The 19,023-nt window shown below is 39.8% G+C and carries 11 protein-coding genes; 2 read left to right on the top strand and 9 right to left on the bottom strand.

Features of this window, described 5'->3' with window-relative positions:
* Positions 1-162: 162 nt before the first annotated feature.
* The 6 genes from yegQ to BTA34_RS09490 all read right to left on the bottom strand — a co-directional run bounded on the left by yegQ (position 163) and on the right by BTA34_RS09490 (position 11,213).
* Positions 163-1,542: a tRNA 5-hydroxyuridine modification protein YegQ gene (yegQ, locus tag BTA34_RS09515; protein ID WP_151435433.1), complete on the bottom strand. Its 1,380-nt coding sequence runs from the start codon at positions 1,540-1,542 to the stop codon at positions 163-165.
* Positions 1,543-1,661: 119 nt separating this feature from the next.
* On the bottom strand, positions 1,662-2,369 hold the full coding sequence (gene baeR, locus BTA34_RS09510; RefSeq protein WP_151435432.1) for a two-component system response regulator BaeR: 708 nt from the start codon (positions 2,367-2,369) through the stop codon (positions 1,662-1,664).
* A gap of 24 nt (positions 2,370-2,393) precedes the next feature.
* Positions 2,394-3,770 (bottom strand): two-component system sensor histidine kinase BaeS, encoded by a 1,377-nt coding sequence (gene baeS / locus BTA34_RS09505; protein ID WP_151435431.1) that lies wholly within the window; start codon positions 3,768-3,770, stop codon positions 2,394-2,396.
* The gene (gene mdtC, locus BTA34_RS09500) at positions 3,767-6,850 is read right to left on the bottom strand and encodes a multidrug efflux RND transporter permease subunit MdtC (protein WP_151435430.1); all 3,084 of its coding nucleotides are present in this window, start codon (positions 6,848-6,850) and stop codon (positions 3,767-3,769) included. The genes baeS and mdtC overlap by 4 nt, the downstream gene beginning before the upstream one ends.
* A complete protein-coding gene (locus BTA34_RS09495) occupies positions 6,847-9,978 on the bottom strand; it encodes an MdtB/MuxB family multidrug efflux RND transporter permease subunit (RefSeq protein WP_151435429.1) in 3,132 nt (1,043 codons plus the stop codon). Before BTA34_RS09495 ends, mdtC begins: the two co-directional genes overlap by 4 nt.
* A complete protein-coding gene (locus BTA34_RS09490; protein WP_151435428.1) occupies positions 9,978-11,213 on the bottom strand; it encodes an MdtA/MuxA family multidrug efflux RND transporter periplasmic adaptor subunit in 1,236 nt (411 codons plus the stop codon). Before BTA34_RS09490 ends, BTA34_RS09495 begins: the two co-directional genes overlap by 1 nt.
* A 561-nt stretch (positions 11,214-11,774) precedes the next feature.
* Here BTA34_RS09490 and dtpA point away from each other — a divergent pair.
* The gene (gene dtpA / locus BTA34_RS09485; RefSeq protein WP_151435427.1) at positions 11,775-13,241 is read left to right on the top strand and encodes a dipeptide/tripeptide permease DtpA; all 1,467 of its coding nucleotides are present in this window, start codon (positions 11,775-11,777) and stop codon (positions 13,239-13,241) included.
* A gap of 117 nt (positions 13,242-13,358) precedes the next feature.
* On the opposite strand, the gene BTA34_RS09480 is transcribed toward dtpA, so the two are convergent.
* Positions 13,359-14,732: an MFS transporter gene (locus BTA34_RS09480; protein ID WP_151435426.1), complete on the bottom strand. Its 1,374-nt coding sequence runs from the start codon at positions 14,730-14,732 to the stop codon at positions 13,359-13,361.
* Between the two features lie 768 nt (positions 14,733-15,500).
* Here BTA34_RS09480 and BTA34_RS09475 point away from each other — a divergent pair.
* The gene (locus BTA34_RS09475; RefSeq protein WP_151435425.1) at positions 15,501-15,722 is read left to right on the top strand and encodes a hypothetical protein; all 222 of its coding nucleotides are present in this window, start codon (positions 15,501-15,503) and stop codon (positions 15,720-15,722) included.
* 71 nt (positions 15,723-15,793) lie between these two features.
* Here the strand turns inward: BTA34_RS09475 and mgtE are convergent, their stop codons facing one another.
* Both mgtE and ppx read right to left on the bottom strand, forming a co-directional pair.
* Positions 15,794-17,257 (bottom strand): magnesium transporter, encoded by a 1,464-nt coding sequence (mgtE, locus tag BTA34_RS09470; RefSeq protein WP_151435424.1) that lies wholly within the window; start codon positions 17,255-17,257, stop codon positions 15,794-15,796.
* Between the two features lie 232 nt (positions 17,258-17,489).
* A complete protein-coding gene (gene ppx / locus BTA34_RS09465) occupies positions 17,490-19,022 on the bottom strand; it encodes an exopolyphosphatase (RefSeq protein WP_151435423.1) in 1,533 nt (510 codons plus the stop codon).
* Position 19,023 lies beyond the last annotated feature (1 nt).

Here is a 19,023-nt window from a genome sequence, read left to right as displayed (position 1 = left end):
AAAGGCAAATCCAAGGGAGATTGGATTTGCCAAGGAGGTGGTTCCTAGTCTTACTGTATTCATTCTAGTTCTTTATTTTTCGGAACTGATGATACGGTAAACAAATTATTATTGATGTGATCTGTATTTGAAATTGACCACATTAAATCAGATTATGACGCTTTACTTCACTTCTACCGCATCAATTTTATGCGGTTGGCGTGTTGTTGTACCTTGTAGGTTGCGGATCAGCAGTGCAAAATCTAAATCAACATCTTCAGGAACAGATAAATAAACCATGTGACCATTACCTGGTGCAACATCTGTTGGCTGCTGTTTTTTGTTAAACAGTGTTTCTAACGTAAATTGAATATTTCCTGTTGGTGTCATTAATTCTAAGCTATCGCCTAAAACGAATTTATTTTTAACATCAACTTCAGCTAAACCGTTTACGCGTTTACCTGTGAATTCACCGACAAATTGTTGCGTGTCAGAGACAGAATAACCATATTCATAAGTTTGGTACGCATCATGGGTATGACGACGTAAGAAACCTTCGGTATAACCGCGGTGTGCTAAGCCTTCTAATGTTGTTAGTAATGTTGGATCAAAAGGTTTACCAGCAACTGCATCATCAATTGCACGACGATACATTTGTGCAGTACGGGCGCAGTAATAGAAGGATTTAGTACGACCTTCAATTTTCAGCGAATGCACACCCATTTGTGTTAATTGCTCAACGTGCTCAATCGCACGTAAGTCTTTAGAGTTCATGATATAAGTACCGTGTTCATCTTCGAACGCAGTCATATATTCGCCAGGGCGTTTAGCTTCTTCGATTAAGTAGACTTTGTCTGTTGGCGCGCCAACACCTAAAGTAGGCTCTACGTTTTTAACTGGAATTGGCGTGTATTTTTCAACGATATTACCGACATCGTCTTCTTTGCCTTCTTCGACTTTATATTCCCAACGGCAAGCGTTAGTACATGTACCTTGGTTCGGGTCACGCTTATTGATATAGCCAGATAATAGGCAACGGCCGGAGTAAGCCATACATAAAGCACCGTGAACAAACACTTCTAATTCCATATCTGGTACTTGCTTACGAATTTCAGCAATTTCATCAATAGAGAGTTCACGAGAAAGGATCACGCGAGTTAATCCCATTTGATGCCAGAATTTTACGGTTGCCCAGTTAACCGCATTGGCTTGGACTGAAAGGTGGATATCCATTTCAGGGAAGGCTTCACGCACCATCATGATCAAACCCGGATCAGACATAATCAGCGCATCAGGTCCCATATCAATGACGGGTTTTAGGTCACGGATAAAGGTTTTTAATTTAGCATTATGCGGTGCGATATTAACCACAACATAGAAGCGTTTACCTAATTCGTGGGCTTCTTGAATACCTTTAGCAAGGTTTTCGTGGTTAAACTCATTATTACGCACACGTAAGCTATAACGTGGCTGACCTGCATAAACGGCATCTGCGCCATAAGCAAAGGCATAGCGCATATTTTTTAAGGAGCCAGCAGGGGAGAGCAATTCGGGTGTAAACATGGTTAATTTCCTGGTTCTGATTTCAAGTCAGTCCCCCACACATTGGGTAGGGGTATATCATAAAGGGGTGGATTCTAGCGCTTAAGTGTAGCGAGGTTCAATGTATTCCTGAAAAAATATCATCGAAAACGGTAAGCTTGGGTTTCCCAACGATAGCCTTGACCATAAATTGAGCGAATAAATTCAATTTGATCGTTAAGTTGCTCAAGTTTACGTCGTAAGTTTTTAATATGACTGTCAATGGTTCTATCCGTCACAATGCGGTAGTCATCATAAAGATGATCCATTAATTGATCACGGGTTAATATTTTGCCCGGTTGAGTCGCTAAGGCTTTTAGTAAACGAAATTCAGCAGTGGTTAAATCGAGAATTTTATTGTTGTATTGAATTTGATAAGCCTGCTCATCAATGACAACTAATTTATCGCTTTGGATAATATCTTGTGGTCGATAAAAACGACGCAATAACGTTTTGACTCTGGCGACGACTTCTCTTGGGCTATAAGGTTTGCAAATATAGTCATCAGCGCCAATCTCAAGCCCGAGTAATCGATCAACTTCTTCTGTTTTAGCCGTCACCATAATGATTGGAATATCTGAAAACTGACGTAACTCTTTACAGATCGTAATGCCATCTTTAACGGGCAACATCAGATCTAATAGTATTAAATCGTAGTGTTGCTGTTTTACACAATGGCTCACTTCAGCACCATCTGCTAACCAATGAGTCTGATAACCTGATGCTTGAAGGTAATCAATAAGCAATTGGGCAAGTTTAGGTTCATCTTCAACAATCAGAATTGAATAGAGGGATTCAGATACTGTCATTTATTGGCTCAATGGTTATTAGGCTTAAAGATCATCAGAATATGCAGGTAATTCTATAAGGATTTTCATGCCACCTAAAGAGGAAGGCATCGCACTTATCTTACCATTATGAGCTTCAACAATATTTTCGCAAATTGCAAGACCTAAACCTGAACCTCCACTTGCACGATTTCGTGAGTTTTCTGCACGATAAAAGCGCTGGAAAACAATTTTATATTGAGCGTTATCTAATCCCGGAGCGCTATCTTCTAATGAAATAACAACATGATTTTGTTCTTTTTTAGTTCTGATATGTAATTGCCCGCCTGAATAAGTATAGCGTACGCTATTCTCTAACAGATTATGGAAAAGCTGGATCAACCTATCAGGATCGGCTTGCACAATCAGTGGAGATAAATCATCTAATTCGGTGAGTAGCGTAATATCTTTAGTTTGATAGGTGTGACGATAAGAAGCCACCGCCAACAAAATCACCTCATTAATATCGATAAAATCTTTACGATAAGTTAACGAGCCTCTGTCTGATAATGAAAGCTGGTGGAGATCACCCACCAATTTAGTCAAATTTGTGACTTCAAATAAAAGGGAGTTTAGTGTTTCTGCTGTGGGCTTTCTGACACCATCTTGCAACGCTTCAAGTTCCCCTTTTAAAATGGCGAGGGGAGTTCGCAATTCATGTGAGATATCAGCCATATAATCACGACGAATTTGCTCATTTTTTTCTAGTGTGCTGGCAAGTTGATTAAAATCGGTAGCGAGTTGACTGATCTCGTCTTTACTGGTGGGCGTCACACGAACAGAAAAATCACCAGCCGCTAATTTATGTGTTGCCTCAACCAGTCGTTTAACAGGGCGTATCATATTGCGAGAAAGGATAAGTGTGATGAGTAAAGCAAAAAGAACTGCTAAACCTGCAATTATCCAACTGGTACGCAGTTGTTGTTTATCAAAACTAATATCTGCTTCACTGCTAATTTTATCAGCGGCACTGACAATCACCCAACCGACAATTTCATCATGAGAAGTAATGGGCTTTTTGAATATCTCTTCAGGAAATTGATTATCATGACCAAATAAACGTTTCATCTCTTTATCAACGATCCAAAACTGAGTACGCCAGCCCCTTGGCGCAGGTCCTTCACCACTTTGGCTTATTTGGTCAATACTACGTAATATTTGATAAAGAGAACGATCATCTCTATTGAGAAAACGCCAATCACCCGTTATTGCATATTGATCTGTTAAGGCTTCAGCTAAAAGAGTTGCACGCTGTTCGCTGTTTTTTTTGATATAGCCAATAAATCCCTGCTGAAAGCTACCTCGAATACCGATATGCATCGCAAGCACAACGGCCATACAAGTGGCGAATATGACTAAGAACAGCTTGCTTCTCAATTTCATGCATTTGCCTCTTTTTTGCTGATACGTCGTTGTTGCCAACGTTCACGCAATCCATCAAAAAATAGATAAATAACCGGGGTTGTATAAAGGGTCAGTAGTTGGCTCATTAATAAACCACCTACAATTGTTATCCCTAAAGGTTGTCTTAACTCGGCCCCATCTCCGCTACCTAACATTAATGGCAACGCGCCAAATAAAGCCGCGAGTGTTGTCATAATAATAGGACGAAAACGCAATAAGCTGGCTTGAATAATGGCATCTTTAGCTGATAACTTGCCTTCGCGCTGCGCGGTAATTGCAAAATCCACCATAATAATGGCGTTTTTCTTCACAATACCAATAAGCAACATAATGCCAATAAGTGCAATCAGACTAAAAGGTGTATTAAAAAGCTGTAATGCTAACAACGCACCTACGCCCGCAGACGGCAGGGTAGATAAAATGGTCAGCGGATGAATATAGCTTTCATACAGTACACCTAATACCAAATAGACCGTTACAATCGCCGCTAAGATAAGAATAAGCTGTGATTTTATGGTTTCTTGGAAAATCTGCGCGGTTCCTGCAAAGGTGCCTCTGACGGTATTAGGTACACCTAACTCTGTCATTGTGCGTTCAATAGAATCAATGGCATCAGCTAATGTATAGCCTTCGGGAATATTAAAGGCAATTGTTGAAGATGCAGATAATCCTTGGTGATTCACACTTAATGGTGCATTAGCAGGATACCAACTTGCAAATGCGGATAATGGAATACGTTCACCTTGAGCATTGACCACATACATTTTATCTAGCGCAGAGACATCTTGGGTATATTGTTCAGAGACTTCCATCACCACTTTATACTGATTTAGCGGCGCATAAATGGTGGAGATCTGTCGTTGACCAAAAGCATTGTTCAGCAGATTATTGGCATCACTGACATTAATACCTAATTGCGACATCGTATCGCGATCGTAAGTCAGTGCCATTTCAGCGCCTTTATCTTCTTTATCAGAGTTAACGTCTACAAGCTGAGGTAATTCGCCTAACGCTTTACGAACAATAGGCTCCCATTTACGCAACTCGCTTAAATCATCTGCTAATAATGTAAATTGATAACTGGCATTCGCTTGGCGTCCACCCGCTCTAACATCTTGCACTGGCATTAAAAAGAGATTCGCTCCCGGCTCATTAGCGAGTTTGGCTCGTAAACGGTCGATCACTTTATTGGCGCTATCGGTACGTTCTGACAGTGGATTAAGGGAAATAAACATAAATCCACTGTTAATGCGTCCTCCGCCAGTAAAACCCGTTACGCTATCAACGTCTTTATCGGCATTAATTTCTTGCATAAAGCGGGTCATTTTTTCTTTCATCGATTGGAATGAAATACTTTGGTCAGCACGCACAAATCCCATTAAACGACCCGTATCTTGATCGGGGAAAAAGGTTTTTGGTGCGCTGATATATAAATAAATATTTAAGCCCAATGTGGCGAGAAAAATCGCCATAACCCAGCGTTTATGGCGTAAGGCGGCTTGTAATGTGACACTGTAACCTTGCTGGGCGCGGAAAAGTAACTTACCAAACCCCCGTAAATGTGACTGTGCTTTCGGTTTTATCCCTTTTAATAAATGCGCGCACATCATTGGGGTTAGCGTTAGAGAAACAAATAGTGAGATGGCGATAGCGGCTGTTAAGGTGATCGCAAATTCTTTAAATAGTCGCCCAACAAGACCATCCATTAACAGTAATGGAATAAAAACAGCAACAAGAGAAAGACTCATCGAAAGAACAGTAAAACCAACCTCACCAACCCCTTTCAACGCAGCATCTTTAGGTTTTAAACCATTCTCAATATGGCGAGAGATATTTTCAAGCACCACAATCGCATCATCAACCACAAAGCCCGTAGCCACGGTTAATGCCATTAATGAAAGGTTGTTTAAACTAAAGCCACAGAGATACATGGCTGAAAAAGTACCAATTAATGAAACGGGTACAGCAATTGCTGGGATCAGCGTGGCGCGACCTGAGCGTAAAAATAAGAACACGACTAAAATGACTAACGCCACCGCAATGGCTAACGCACGTTCAACTTCCGCTAGGGATGCGCGAATAGTAGGGGTTCTATCTTGTGCAACTTTTAAATCAACACTGGCAGGAATAAGCTCTCGTAATTCTGGAAGCTCTTCACGAATGCGATTGACGGTTTCAATGATATTGGCACCCGCTTCACGACGAATAACCAGTAAGATAGCAGGCTCTCCGCCACTCATTCCTGCGGCTCGTGAGTTTTGTACGGAATCTGTGACTTGTGCCACATCACTTAGACGCACAACAGCATCTTGATTGTAATGCACAATAATTGGGCGATATTCAGCGGCTTTACTCAGCTCATCGTTAGTTTGGATTTGCCAGCGCCCCTCGTCATTATTTACGAAGCCTTGAGGTCGGCGCACATTCGCTTGGCTAATCGCTTTTCTGACATCATCAAGGCTGACATTTTGGTTAAATAACGCATCAGGATTGAGAGCAACACGTATCGCGGGTAATGATCCTCCACCGACAGAAACTTCACTGACACCCTCAATCTGCGAGATTTTTTGTGCCAAGCGAGTTGAGGCGAGATCGTAAAGTTCTCCTGTATTTTGGGTATCAGAGGTGAGCGTTAAGATCATAATCGGTGCATCAGAAGGATTCGATTTATAATAACGCGGACGGCTTGGCATACCTGATGGTAATAAGCTTTGTGAAGCGTTTAATGCCGCTTGTACATCACGAGCTGCGGTATTGATATCTTTGTTTAAATCAAACACCAGTGTGATATTGGTACTCCCCAGCGAACTGCTTGATGTTATTTCATCAATGCCCGCGATACGCCCTAAAGAGCGCTCAAGCGGTGTTGCCACAGAGGATGCCATGGTTTCAGGAGATGCCCCAGGTAAAGAGGCAGAGATATTAATAACGGGATAATCCACCTGTGGCAAAGGTGCCACAGGAAGTAACATAAAGCCTAATACACCGCAAAGTGAAATCGCTAAACTGAGCAATGTGGTTGCTACTGGTCGTTGAATAAAGAGGGCGAAGAACTTCATGATACAGCCCCGTTATTATTCTCAACGTGTTTATTACGGTTGATATAGAGCGATAATTTATCAAATAACAGATAAATTACCGGTGTTGTAAATAGGGTTAAAATTTGGCTCATAATTAAGCCACCAACCATACAAACCCCTAATGGCTGACGTAATTCTGCCCCAACACCAGTACTTAACATTAAAGGTAAAGCACCTAAAAGCGCTGCCATTGTGGTCATTAAGATGGGACGGAAACGTAATAAGCATGCTTGATAAATAGCCTCATAAGGCGTTAAACCTTGTTCTCGCTCAGCGGCAAGAGCAAAGTCTATCATCATAATCGCATTTTTCTTTACGATCCCGATAAGTAAGATGATCCCAATAATCGCAATAATATCAAGCTCGTTGCCTGCGGCGATTAAAGCCAATAATGCACCGACACCTGCTGTTGGCAGTGTAGATAAAATGGTAATAGGGTGAATAAAACTCTCATACAGCACACCTAATACAATATACATTGCGACAATTGCCGCGATAATTAGCCACAAAGTACTTGAAAGCGCACTTTCAAATGCTAACGTCGCCCCTTGGAATTGGGTGGTAATATCTTTTGGCATAGAAATTTGCTCTTCAGCTAATTTCACTGCTTTCACCGCTTCTTCAAGAGACGATTGTTCAGCGACATTAAATGAGAATGTTGCTGAAGGAAATTGCTCTTGATGATTAATAGAAAGAGGCGCTAAGCGTTGCTCAACGGATGCAATAGATAATAAAGGTACCATCGCCCCATCTTTACCCGTTAAATGCACGGCTGAAAGTGCCTGTAATCCATCACCATTACGAATATCTTGTTCTAATACCACGCGATACTGATTGGCTTGAGTGTAGATAGTTGAAATTAAACGCTGACCAAAAGCATTATAAAGTGCGTTATCTATTTCACTCATTGAAATACCTAAACGGCTTGCCGAGTCTCTATCCACTTTGATATACGCCATCATGCCGCCATCTTGCCAATCACTGCTGATATCCGTTAATTCTGGGCTATCTTTTAGTGCTTGAGAGAGCTTAGGCACCCAATAAGCTAATTCATCTAATGATGTTGCTTGTAACGTAAATTGATATTGAGTACGAGAAACTTGCGTATCAATCGTTAAATCTTGAGTTGGTTGCAGATAGAGCGTCATTCCTGAAATAGAAGCAATACGCTCTTGTAAACGAGGAATAATCACATCAATACGGGAATCCCTTTGATCAAGAGGCTTCAACGTAATTTGCAAACGACCCGTATTTAAGGTTGCGTTGCTTCCATCAATACCCACAAAACTAGCAATATTATCAATAGCCGGATCATCAATTAATTTATCAACGACTTGCTGTTGTTTTTCTACCATTGCTTGATAAGAAATAGATTGTGAGGATTCAATAGTACCTTGCAATAGCCCGTTATCTTGTAATGGGAAGAAGCCTTTAGGGATAAACATATATAGCAATACAGTTAGTACTAATGTGCTAAGGGCTACGCCAAGTGTTATCCATTGATGGTTTAAAACACGTTTGAGCCAAACTGCATACACGGCAATCATTCTTTCAAAGAAACGCTCGCACGCCATTTCAAAACGGTTGTGTTTGATTTCATTTTCAGGTTTTAGCAATCGAGCGCACATCATTGGCGTTAATGTGAGCGAAACTACCGCAGAGATAAGAATGGCAACAGCAAGGGTGATTGCAAACTCTCTAAATAAGCGCCCCACAATATCACCCATAAATAACAGCGGGATCAGCACAGCAATCAGAGAGAAAGTGAGTGAAATAATGGTAAAACCAATCTCACCGGCACCTTTTAAAGCGGCTGTTAACGGTTTATCACCACGTTCAAGATAACGGGAAATATTTTCAATCACGACAATGGCATCATCGACAACAAAGCCTGTTGCAATGGTTAATGCCATTAACGTGAGGTTGTTGACAGAGAATCCACAAAAATACATCACGGCAAACGTACCCACTAATGAAAGCGGTACGGCAATACTTGGAATTAAGGTTGCGACACCATTGCGTAAAAAGAGATAAATGACCATTACCACAAGGGCGATAGCCAAACCAAGTTCAAACTGCACATCTTTAACTGAAGCGCGGATCGTGGTGGTTCTGTCGGTTAAGATCTCAACATTAACGGATTTTGGTAAATTAGAGACTAAATCAGGTAATAAATTACGAATATTATCAGTGGTATCAATAACATTAACACCGGGTTGTCGTTGAACATTGATAATAATTGCTTGTTCATTATTTGCCCATGCACCTAATTGATTATTTTCAGGCGCTTGTTCGATGGTTGCGATATCAGATAAACGAATAGGTGCGTCATTTTTATAAGTAACGATTAATTGACGGTAATCTTCTAATGATTTCATCTGATCATTTGCAGATAACGTCACAGAGCGAGTTGGCCCATCAAGGCTCCCTTTCGCGGAGTTAACGTTCGCATTATTGATTGCTACACGAATTTTTTCGCTATCTAAACCGTAAGATGCTGCGGCTTGAGCATTGAGTTTGACTCTGACAGCAGGGCGCTGACCACCTGCTAATGCCACCAAACCTACACCATTAACTTGTGAAATTTTTTGCGAGATACGGGTTTCAACCATATCTTGCAGCTGTGTCATCGGTAATGTGGAGCTAGTAACCGCCAAGGTTAAAATAGGTGGATCAGCCGGATTTACTTTGCTGTAAATCGGTGGATAAGGTAAATCAGAGGGGAGCAGATTAGTAGCCGCATTTATTGCAGCTTGTACTTCTTGCTCTGCAACATCTAAGGGTAATGTTAATTGGAACATCAGTGTGATCACCGATGCACCGCCAGAGCTTTGTGACGACATCTGTTTTAATCCGGACATCTGTCCAAATTGGCGCTCTAATGGCGCAGTAACTGCTGATGTCATTACATCAGGGCTTGCTCCGGGATAGAGAGTAACGACCTGAATAGTGGGATAATCAACTTCAGGTAATGCAGAGACGGGAAGCATGCGATAGCCGACAATCCCTGCGAGGAGTATAGCAACCATAAATAAAGTTGTTGCAACAGGGCGCAGAATAAATAAGCGAGAAGGTCCCCCACCTGTACCGTGTGTTTTTTCAGTCATTACGCTTTCTCCGCAACAACACGGTTATTTTCTTTCGTCTTTGGTGCCGTTGGTGTCACGATATCGACTTTTGCACCCTGCGTTAATCTATCCACACCGTCGGTTACAACACGCTGATCTGCTGATAAACCAGAGGCTATTACCACTTTTTCCGCATTTTGTAAGGCAACTTCAACACCTAATTTATTCACTTTATTTTCACTGTCTACAACCCAAACGAAGTGACCTTCATTGCCCATTTGTAAAGCTGCATTAGGAATAACAACGGCTTTTTCTAATGTGGTGACATAAAGACGGACATTTACAAACTGATTAGGGAACAGTGTCGTCTCTTGTTGAGGGAAGCGTGCTTTTAATTTAATCGTGCCCGTTGTTGCATCAATTTGGTTATCAACACTAAATAATTTTCCTTTAGCTAATTCAAATTGATTATTTCTATCTAATGCGGTGACGGGTAAATCAGCATTATTTTTACGTGCTTGAATAACATTCGCGAGATCTTGTTCTGGCAATGTAAAAAGCACATCAACCGGATCCATTTGATTGATAACGACGATAGGCGTAGATGAACCACCAGAAATATAATTACCCACATCAACTTGTTTTAAACCTACTTGCCCAGAAATAGGTGCCGTGATTTTGCTGTAAGTGAGTTGCAGTTGTGCATTACTGATAGTGGCTTCATCAATACGAATACTGGCTTCAGACTGTTTAACTAAAGCTTGCTGATTATCTAACTCTTGTTGTGAGACTAAATGGTTTTTTGCTAATTTCTGATAACGCGCTAAATCAAGACGTGCATTAGCTAATGTAGCCTGATCTTTTGCAAGTTGTCCTTTGGCTTGAGCTAATTGAACTTCAAATGGGCGAGAGTCAATTTCAGCTAATAAATCACCTTTTTGAACGTGTTGCCCTTCGGTGAAATGTAATGCCATTAATTGACCTTCAACACGGCTAGTGACGGTTACACTGTTAGTGGCTTTTACCGTACCTAAAGCAGATAAAAATTGAGGCACATCTTCTTGTGTTGATGTTGCAACTTGAACAGGAGGTAAAGGAGGGCGACGAGATCCTGCTGTACCTCGGCTTTGTGAGCTTGTTGCTTGAGTTTCTTTATTTTCAGGCGACACTGTTTTTGCTGTATTAAATTGCCAATAAGCGTAACCTCCTGCGATTACGACGATTAAAGCAATAATAAGAGAAACTCTTTTTTTAGCATTTTTGTTTTTATTCATTACTTTTGTGATCCCACTGGCAACTAGCTAATCAGAAATACTGAAATGAAAATCTGGAATGGTGACATTCTACCTGTTTCTTCACGGTTAAAAATGGAGGAAATATGGAAATTAAGTCAAGGAATGTGTTTTATTGGCGTTATTTTAATCAGTTAAAACAAATTGCTACTGGTATTTTTTTATCGCTGTTATTCAATAAGTGCTAATTTAGCAAAATAGGGATAAGCAGTAGCATAGCTTAATTGTTTATATGGCGATAATTAAGTAGAAAATAAATTATTGATTATCAGTGAGTTATTTTGTTTGATGTTTTTTTAATCGCATAACTATTTTGTACAAATGCCTGTAACTATGATAAAACGCAATAGTTAGTTATAATTCTTAGATAATTATGCTTTCCAGTGATAGAATGCCAACCTTGTTTTTCTCTGCGTTGAACTCTTTTCAAAGAATAACAATCCAGTATGAAATTCACCGAGCTTTAACTCTGTCTTGAATAACGAAATTTTTGTAAAAATTAGCCTAAATATAAAGGCGTAATAAAATAATTAGAGGTTTTTAGTGTCAACTGCAAACACACCTGACGATGGACAAAAACCGAGCCTGAATGCATTTAAACAGCCTCGTGCGTTTTATCTCATCTTCTCAATCGAATTATGGGAACGTTTCGGCTATTACGGTCTGCAAGGGATCATGGCCGTTTACTTGGTTAAAATGCTGGGCATGGGTGAAGCAGAAGCTATCACTGTTTTTGCTGCATTTACCGCATTAGTTTATGGTTTTGTGGCTATCGGTGGATGGCTTGGGGATAAAGTCCTTGGTACTAAAAGGGTTATTATTCTTGGGGCAATCGTACTGGCAATTGGTTATGCGATGGTGGCATTCTCTGATCACGATAAAGACGTGATTTATTGGGGACTTGCAACAATTGCAGTAGGTAACGGTTTATTTAAAGCTAACCCATCTTCATTATTAGCAACTTGCTATGAGAAAGACGACCCGCAATTAGACGGTGCATTTACGATGTACTATATGTCTATCAACGTAGGTTCATTCTTATCTATGTTAGCAACGCCATGGTTAGCGGCTAATTATGGTTGGGATGTTGCGTTTGCATTAAGCGTTGTGGGAATGCTGATCACCTTAGCAAACTTTATGGTTTGCCGTGGTTGGATCAAAGATAAGGGTTCTAGACCTGATTTTGAACCGCTTAATTATTCAAAATTGTTATTAACGCTGGTGGGTATCGTAGCTTTAACGGCGGTATCGACTTGGTTGTTACATAATAATGAAGTGGCAAGTTGGTCTTTAGCTGTTATCTCATTAGGGATCATCCTGATTTTTGCGCGTGAAACCTTTATGATGAAAGGTGCGGCACGTCGTAAAATGATTGTGGCATTCTTGCTGATGGTTGAAGCCGTGGTCTTTTTCGTTCTTTACGATCAAATGCCAACATCTTTAAACTTTTTCGCAATCCATAACGTTGAGCATTCTATTTTAGGTTTCAGTGTTCAACCTGAGCAATTCCAGTCACTTAATCCATTCTGGATCATGTTAGCAAGCCCGATATTAGCGGCGGTATATAACTTTATGGGTGATAAACTGCCTATGCCATATAAGTTCACCGTAGGGATGTTCTTAAGTGCGACGGCATTCTTAGTGCTACCACTGGGTGCAAGCATGGCAAATGAAGCGGGTATTGTGTCTTCATGGTGGTTAGTTGCAAGTTATGGTTTCCAAAGTATTGGTGAGCTAATGATTTCAGGGCTGGGTCTTGCAATGGTTGCTCAACTTGTACCACAGCGTTTAATGGGCTTTATTATGGGTGCTTGGTTCTTAACTTCGGCAGCCGCTGCAATTATTGCAGGTAAAGTTGCAAGCCTGATGGCAGTACCAGAAGACGTACAAAGTGCTCACGCTTCATTAGAAATTTACAGTAGCGTATTCTTACAAATCGGTATTGTAACGGGTGTTATCGCAATTTTAATGCTGATCACTGCACCTACGCTAAGCAAAATGACACAGTAATTTGTGCCATTAAAAATAAAATTCAGAAAAACTGCAAATCACAAAAAAATACCGCCCTTAATAAGGGCGGTATTGCGTAAGGGGACTGGTAGAATATCCTGTGATATTGATAAAAACCTAACCGATCACTTTATCAACGTGTAATGCAACATCTTTCTCGCGAGTTGTGGGTTTAACGGCTGTCCAACCTTTATAAGCTAAAGGTAAGAAGGCGACTGCAATCGCTAATAATGATACGCCCGCAACATAATATGCACCTGCCATTGCCGTTTTTTCTAACCATATTCCTGTTAACATTGGCGTTAAGCCACCGAATAAGGCATAAGCCATATTGTAAGCAAAAGACAAACCAGAAAAACGAATTGATGGTGGAAATGCTCTTGTGCTAACGATAGGTGTAGTTGCAATCGCTCCAACAAAAAAGCCCATCAAACCATAGTTAAATGCTAACTGAAAACCTGACATTGCTGCATCTAAACTGCCATAGAAATGGAATGCGGTAACAATCAAACCACCCCATGATAATGTCATTGATGCGCGTGTTCCTAACTTATCACTAATCCAACCCCAGAATATGCAACCTAAGGTTAAGGTTAATGTTGCAACACAGTTTGCTTCTAATGATGTCGTTCTATCAATTTTATAGATCCCTTCAACAATGACACCGGGGGTCATCAAAATGGTGACAACAATCGCCGTTGATAAAGACCATGTTAATACCGCAGTAATTAAGCAGGCTTGTTTGTGATTTTTAATCACTGAAACCACAGGCATTTCTTGTGCTAACGCTTTTTTCGCCGCCATCTCTTTAAAGATTGGCGTTTCTTGTAAGAAGCGACGCAAATAAACAGAAATCAAACCGAACACACCACCTAAAATAAACGGTATACGCCATGCAAAATCACTAACTTCTTGGGCGCTATAGCTACGTTGGACTACAATCGCCACGATTGAACCTAATAAAATACCGCCAGTAATGCCTGAGGTTAATGTGCCTACACCTAAGCCATAACGTTGTTTTGGGGTGTGCTCTGCGATAAATACCCAAGCTCCCGGCATTTCACCACCAATAGCTGCACCTTGCATAATGCGCATTAATAACAACAATAATGGCGCTGCAATACCAATACTGGCATAAGTTGGTAATAAACCAATAACTAATGTTGGTACAGCCATTAAGAAGATACTTAAGGTAAACATGCGCTTACGCCCGATAATATCTCCGTAGTGTGCCATAATAATGCCACCCAAAGGACGAGCAAGATAACCGGCTGCAAAGATACCTAATGTCTGCATTTGTGCAATAAAGGCGTTATCACCAGGAAAAAACAAGTGGCTCAATGTTTTCGTAAAGAACACGAAGATCACGAAATCATAGAACTCCAAAGTTCCTCCTAGTGAGGATAAACCCAACGTTTTATAGTCGCTGCGATTTAATGGTCTTGCCGTAGGTTGACTCAACGGCTGAGTGGAGTGTGATTGTGATGTCATAATAACAACCTATAATAATCATCGTGATAAAAATAATAAGTAATAAAATCACAATTAGATTCTTTTTAAATGTGCGAATAAAATAGGGCGAAAATAAATAACAGGGAAAGGTTATTTAAAGGCTATTTATACGAGAAAGAATAATGTTGTGATGATGGTTTAAGTTATAACAGGAAGCTCTTAAGGATGTAAATAGATGAAATTAAAACAACATTATTAGCTGTAAATCAATATTTTTTAGGTTTTCAGTTTCACTTAATAGGTGAAGTTCATTATTAAACTCCGTTTAATTAAATTTCAACAATATATAATAAAATTATTATATAAATTTAAAATGAATAATATTTTAGTGTTTTTAAATAAAAAAGGTTTTGTGTTGAATATATTTATTCAAGTCTAAATAAACAAGGGAATAATAAATTAAGGTATGAGCTAATTTATTATTATTCCATAAATTAACTTATTATTAGATAATTAAGAAAGCTAATAGCATTAATAATGAAAGATATGATCTGATAGAAAATGAAATATTAGAATATTCTACTGTATGTTAAATGCTGATGTATTGAAATTCAATTTCAATATTGGTTAATTTTATGGAATTAAAATCCAATAAAATTTATAATGATAATTTTATTTTTGTGTTTTTATGCAAATTGTGGCTTTGGTGCGCTTTTCCGTTGAGTTGAAAATAAAAACAAAAAGAGGCATCAAAAAAATTATTCTTGGTTATAATTACATCGGGAAGTCAATTGAACAGGAGGATTTATGATCCCTATCTCAATCAGTACTGCTCTCTTAGCTGCAATTGTTTTGTTCGCATCACTTTCTATCGTCGCATTAGGCGGTGGTTTAGTATTAAAAGCCATGCTTAATGACGCCAATCAAAATGACAGTTATTTATTAAGTACCTCTGTTAAAAAGACTTTTATTACTTCACTCATTATTGCATTGTTGCTTGTCTATTATTACCTATCAACAACGGTCTAATATCTGTTTGATGGACATAAAAAAACGCCACTGTATTTTATTATCAGTGGCGTTAGTGTAATAAGGGTGTTTTAAACTAAGAAGATAGTCGCTAAACCTAAGAAGATAAAGAAACCACCTGTATCTGTAATAGCGGTTATCATCACGCTCGAACCAATAGCGGGATCTTTACCTAATTTAATCATTGTCATTGGGATCAATACACCCATCATGGCAGCCATTAAGAGGTTTAATACCATCGCCATTGTCATTACCGCCCCCATAGCAAGGTCGCCATAGAGAAGGAAGGTGACAATTCCCATTATTCCTCCCCAAACAACACCATTAATAAAGGCAACGCCAAGTTCTCTTAAAATTAAGAAAGAAAAACTGCCAGTTTGAATTTGGTGTAGCGCTAATGCACGGACAATCATTGTGATGGTCTGATTACCTGTATTTCCCCCAATACCCGCAACAATCGGCATCAATGTGGCGAGAGCAACTAATTGGGAAATAGTATCTTCAAAGACACCGATAACACGAGAGGCAACGAAAGCAGTACATAAGTTGATAGCAAGCCAAGTCCAACGTGTTTTAACCGCTTGTCCGACAGGTGCGAAAACGTCTTCTTCTGGGCTTAACCCCCCCATACGACGAATATTGGTATCGCTCTCTTCATGCATGTTATCAACGATATCTTCAACGGTTAATCGACCCATTAGAAGACCATTACTATCAACAACAGCCGCTGAAATTAAGTCATAACGTTCGAACGCACCCGCTGCGTCTTCGCCTTTTTCTTCAGGCATAAAGCTCACGGTGTCTGTTTTCATTACATCAGAGACAAGTTTATCAGGTGATTGTGTTAAAACAGTGGTTAATGGAAGTTCGCCCAATAGATGGTTTTTATTATCAATAACGAAAATTTTATCCGTTGCTTCAGGAATAGAGCCTCGTTGGCGTAGATAGCGCTGTACCGTTTTTAACGTAACATTGCCTCGCACAGTGACGAACTCAAAATCCATCATCTGACCAACGCTGTCTTTGGGATATTGAAGTACTTCTCTTATCCTATTACGCAGACTTGGTTCTAAATAGGTAAGAAGTCGGCGCATCGTATCGCGAGGTAAGTGCTCTGCGATGTACGCTTGTTCATCCACATGTAATGTGGCGACCGATCGTAATAACTCACGGTCAGTCATATCTTTAATTAAGCTGTCCCAAACGGCGACAGAAGCTTCGACTAAAACAGCACCACGTTCATTATTATCAACCAAATGCCACAAGGCTAGACGTTCATCATAGGGAAGGGCTTCAAGAATATCTGCAATATCTGCCGCGTGTAGATCTTGTAGTAATTCTCTAACAGTGGTGATTTTTTCATGAAGTTCGTGGTGGCTCAGCCTATCATTTTCACTTGCTTCACCTAAAACGGTTTCAACAAAATGATCATCTTCGAGAAAGATACTCAAAATTTGCTGACGCAGGTGTGCCACTTTTTGTGAATACGGATTGATGGCAGCCGCAGTATCATTGTTGATAGCTGGTTGAGACATGTTATTCCTTTTTAATTCTTACGAGGGAGATAACCATTGACACTAATTATTCCATTTTAGGATGATTATCGGTCTTCTCCGTATAAAAAATATGAATCTTGAACAATATTGCGTTGGTGATGTTCATATTATCGTCACAAATCAAACCTATGTTGTTGTGTGATAGTTGTTGTATGATAGATGCAACAAAAGACGCGTTGACTAGCGTCTTTTTCTGTATAATATCATATTGTTAAGCATATTCCTCTTTTATATCCAGTTTCCAGCCCGGAACTGCCTGCCAATGTTCTTGTTCTTTTTCTAAATCCAATTCCATCAATGTGTTATCGGAAAGATAGTTTGCAGGAAAATAAAGTGTCCAATGATTTTCATCTGTAACTAAACGCAAAGATGCAGGTTTTGTCGTCGATTGTCGCTGATTATTAAGTAAAGTTGCTAATCTTAGTATTTGTACGAGAGGAAAATACTGTTTCTTTTTATAAAGATTAAATTTAGGCAACTCATCTAACTTGATCCCTTTTCGGTGATAGCGAACGAGAGTTGTTAATAACAGTTGTTGTTCTTGATTAAAACCAGGCAAATCAGTATTTGAAAGAATATAAGCAGAATGTCGGTGTAACCCACTTAAATTAATACTTAATCCCACTTCATGTAACATGACAGCCCAAACTAAAATAGCCTCTAAATCAGGGCGAACCAGTTTAGGATTTTGTTGCGCCCACTGAGCATAAAGAGATTGCATTGTTTCAAGAACACGCTTTGCTTGTTCTCTATCGATATTATAGTGTTCTGCAAGGCTTTTAGCTGTGCGCTGGCGAATATCTTGATGGCGAAATCTGCCTTCCATTTCATAAAGCACGCCTTCACGTAATGCACCGTCAGATAGGTGTAGGGCTTTTAATCCTAACGAATCAAAAATGCCGCATAAAATCGCCAAACCTGGAACAAAAACATGTTTACGTTCATCGGATAAACCCGGCAGGGCGATATCTTTAAATTTCTTAAATCGTAAAACTTGTTTCGTGAGCATAAGTAGGCGTTCTGGGGTGATAACACCGTCTTTTTCACCAAACTCAACTAAGATCTCATGCGCTGCTTTAATGGTGCCTGATGCTCCTAAAGCCACATCCCAGCCAGTCATCTTGTATTGCCATGCAATCTTTTCCATTTTACGGGCAGCTTTTTCTCGTGCTTTACGAAAAGCAGATTCACTGATTTTCTGTTCTGGGAAAAATTGACGGCTAAAACTGACACAACCCATACGTTGGCTTTCGATTAAAATTGGCTCAAAATTTTCACCAATAACTAATTCTGTTGAACCACCACCGATATCGATAACGAGTTTTCGACCTTTTTCAGATTGAGTGTGTTCAACACCCATAAAAATAAGTCGAGCTTCTTCATGCCCTGAAATAATTTCAATAGGATAAGGAATAACTTCTTTGGCTCGTTGAAGAAAGACTTTTGCATTAGTGGCAACACGCAAAGTGTGCGTTCCCACGACGGTGACATTTTCTGCAGGAAAACCCTGTAACCTTTCAGCAAAAAGAGAAAGGGCGGATAACCCACGTAACATAGCCTCTTCGCTTAATTCGTTATCATCATCAAGCCCATCAGCAAGATAAACTCGCTGTTTTAAACGGCTTAATACTTGTAATGCGCCATTAACAACACGCGCAATTATCATATGAAAACTATTAGAACCGAGGTCAATAGCTGCAATTTCTAAAGGACGTGGTGATGAGTCATTTTGTGATAAAGGCATA

Source organism: Proteus sp. CD3 (genome assembly GCF_008808075.1).
Lineage (GTDB): Bacteria > Pseudomonadota > Gammaproteobacteria > Enterobacterales > Enterobacteriaceae > Proteus > Proteus appendicitidis.
This window is presented reverse-complemented; position numbering and strand designations above follow the sequence as displayed.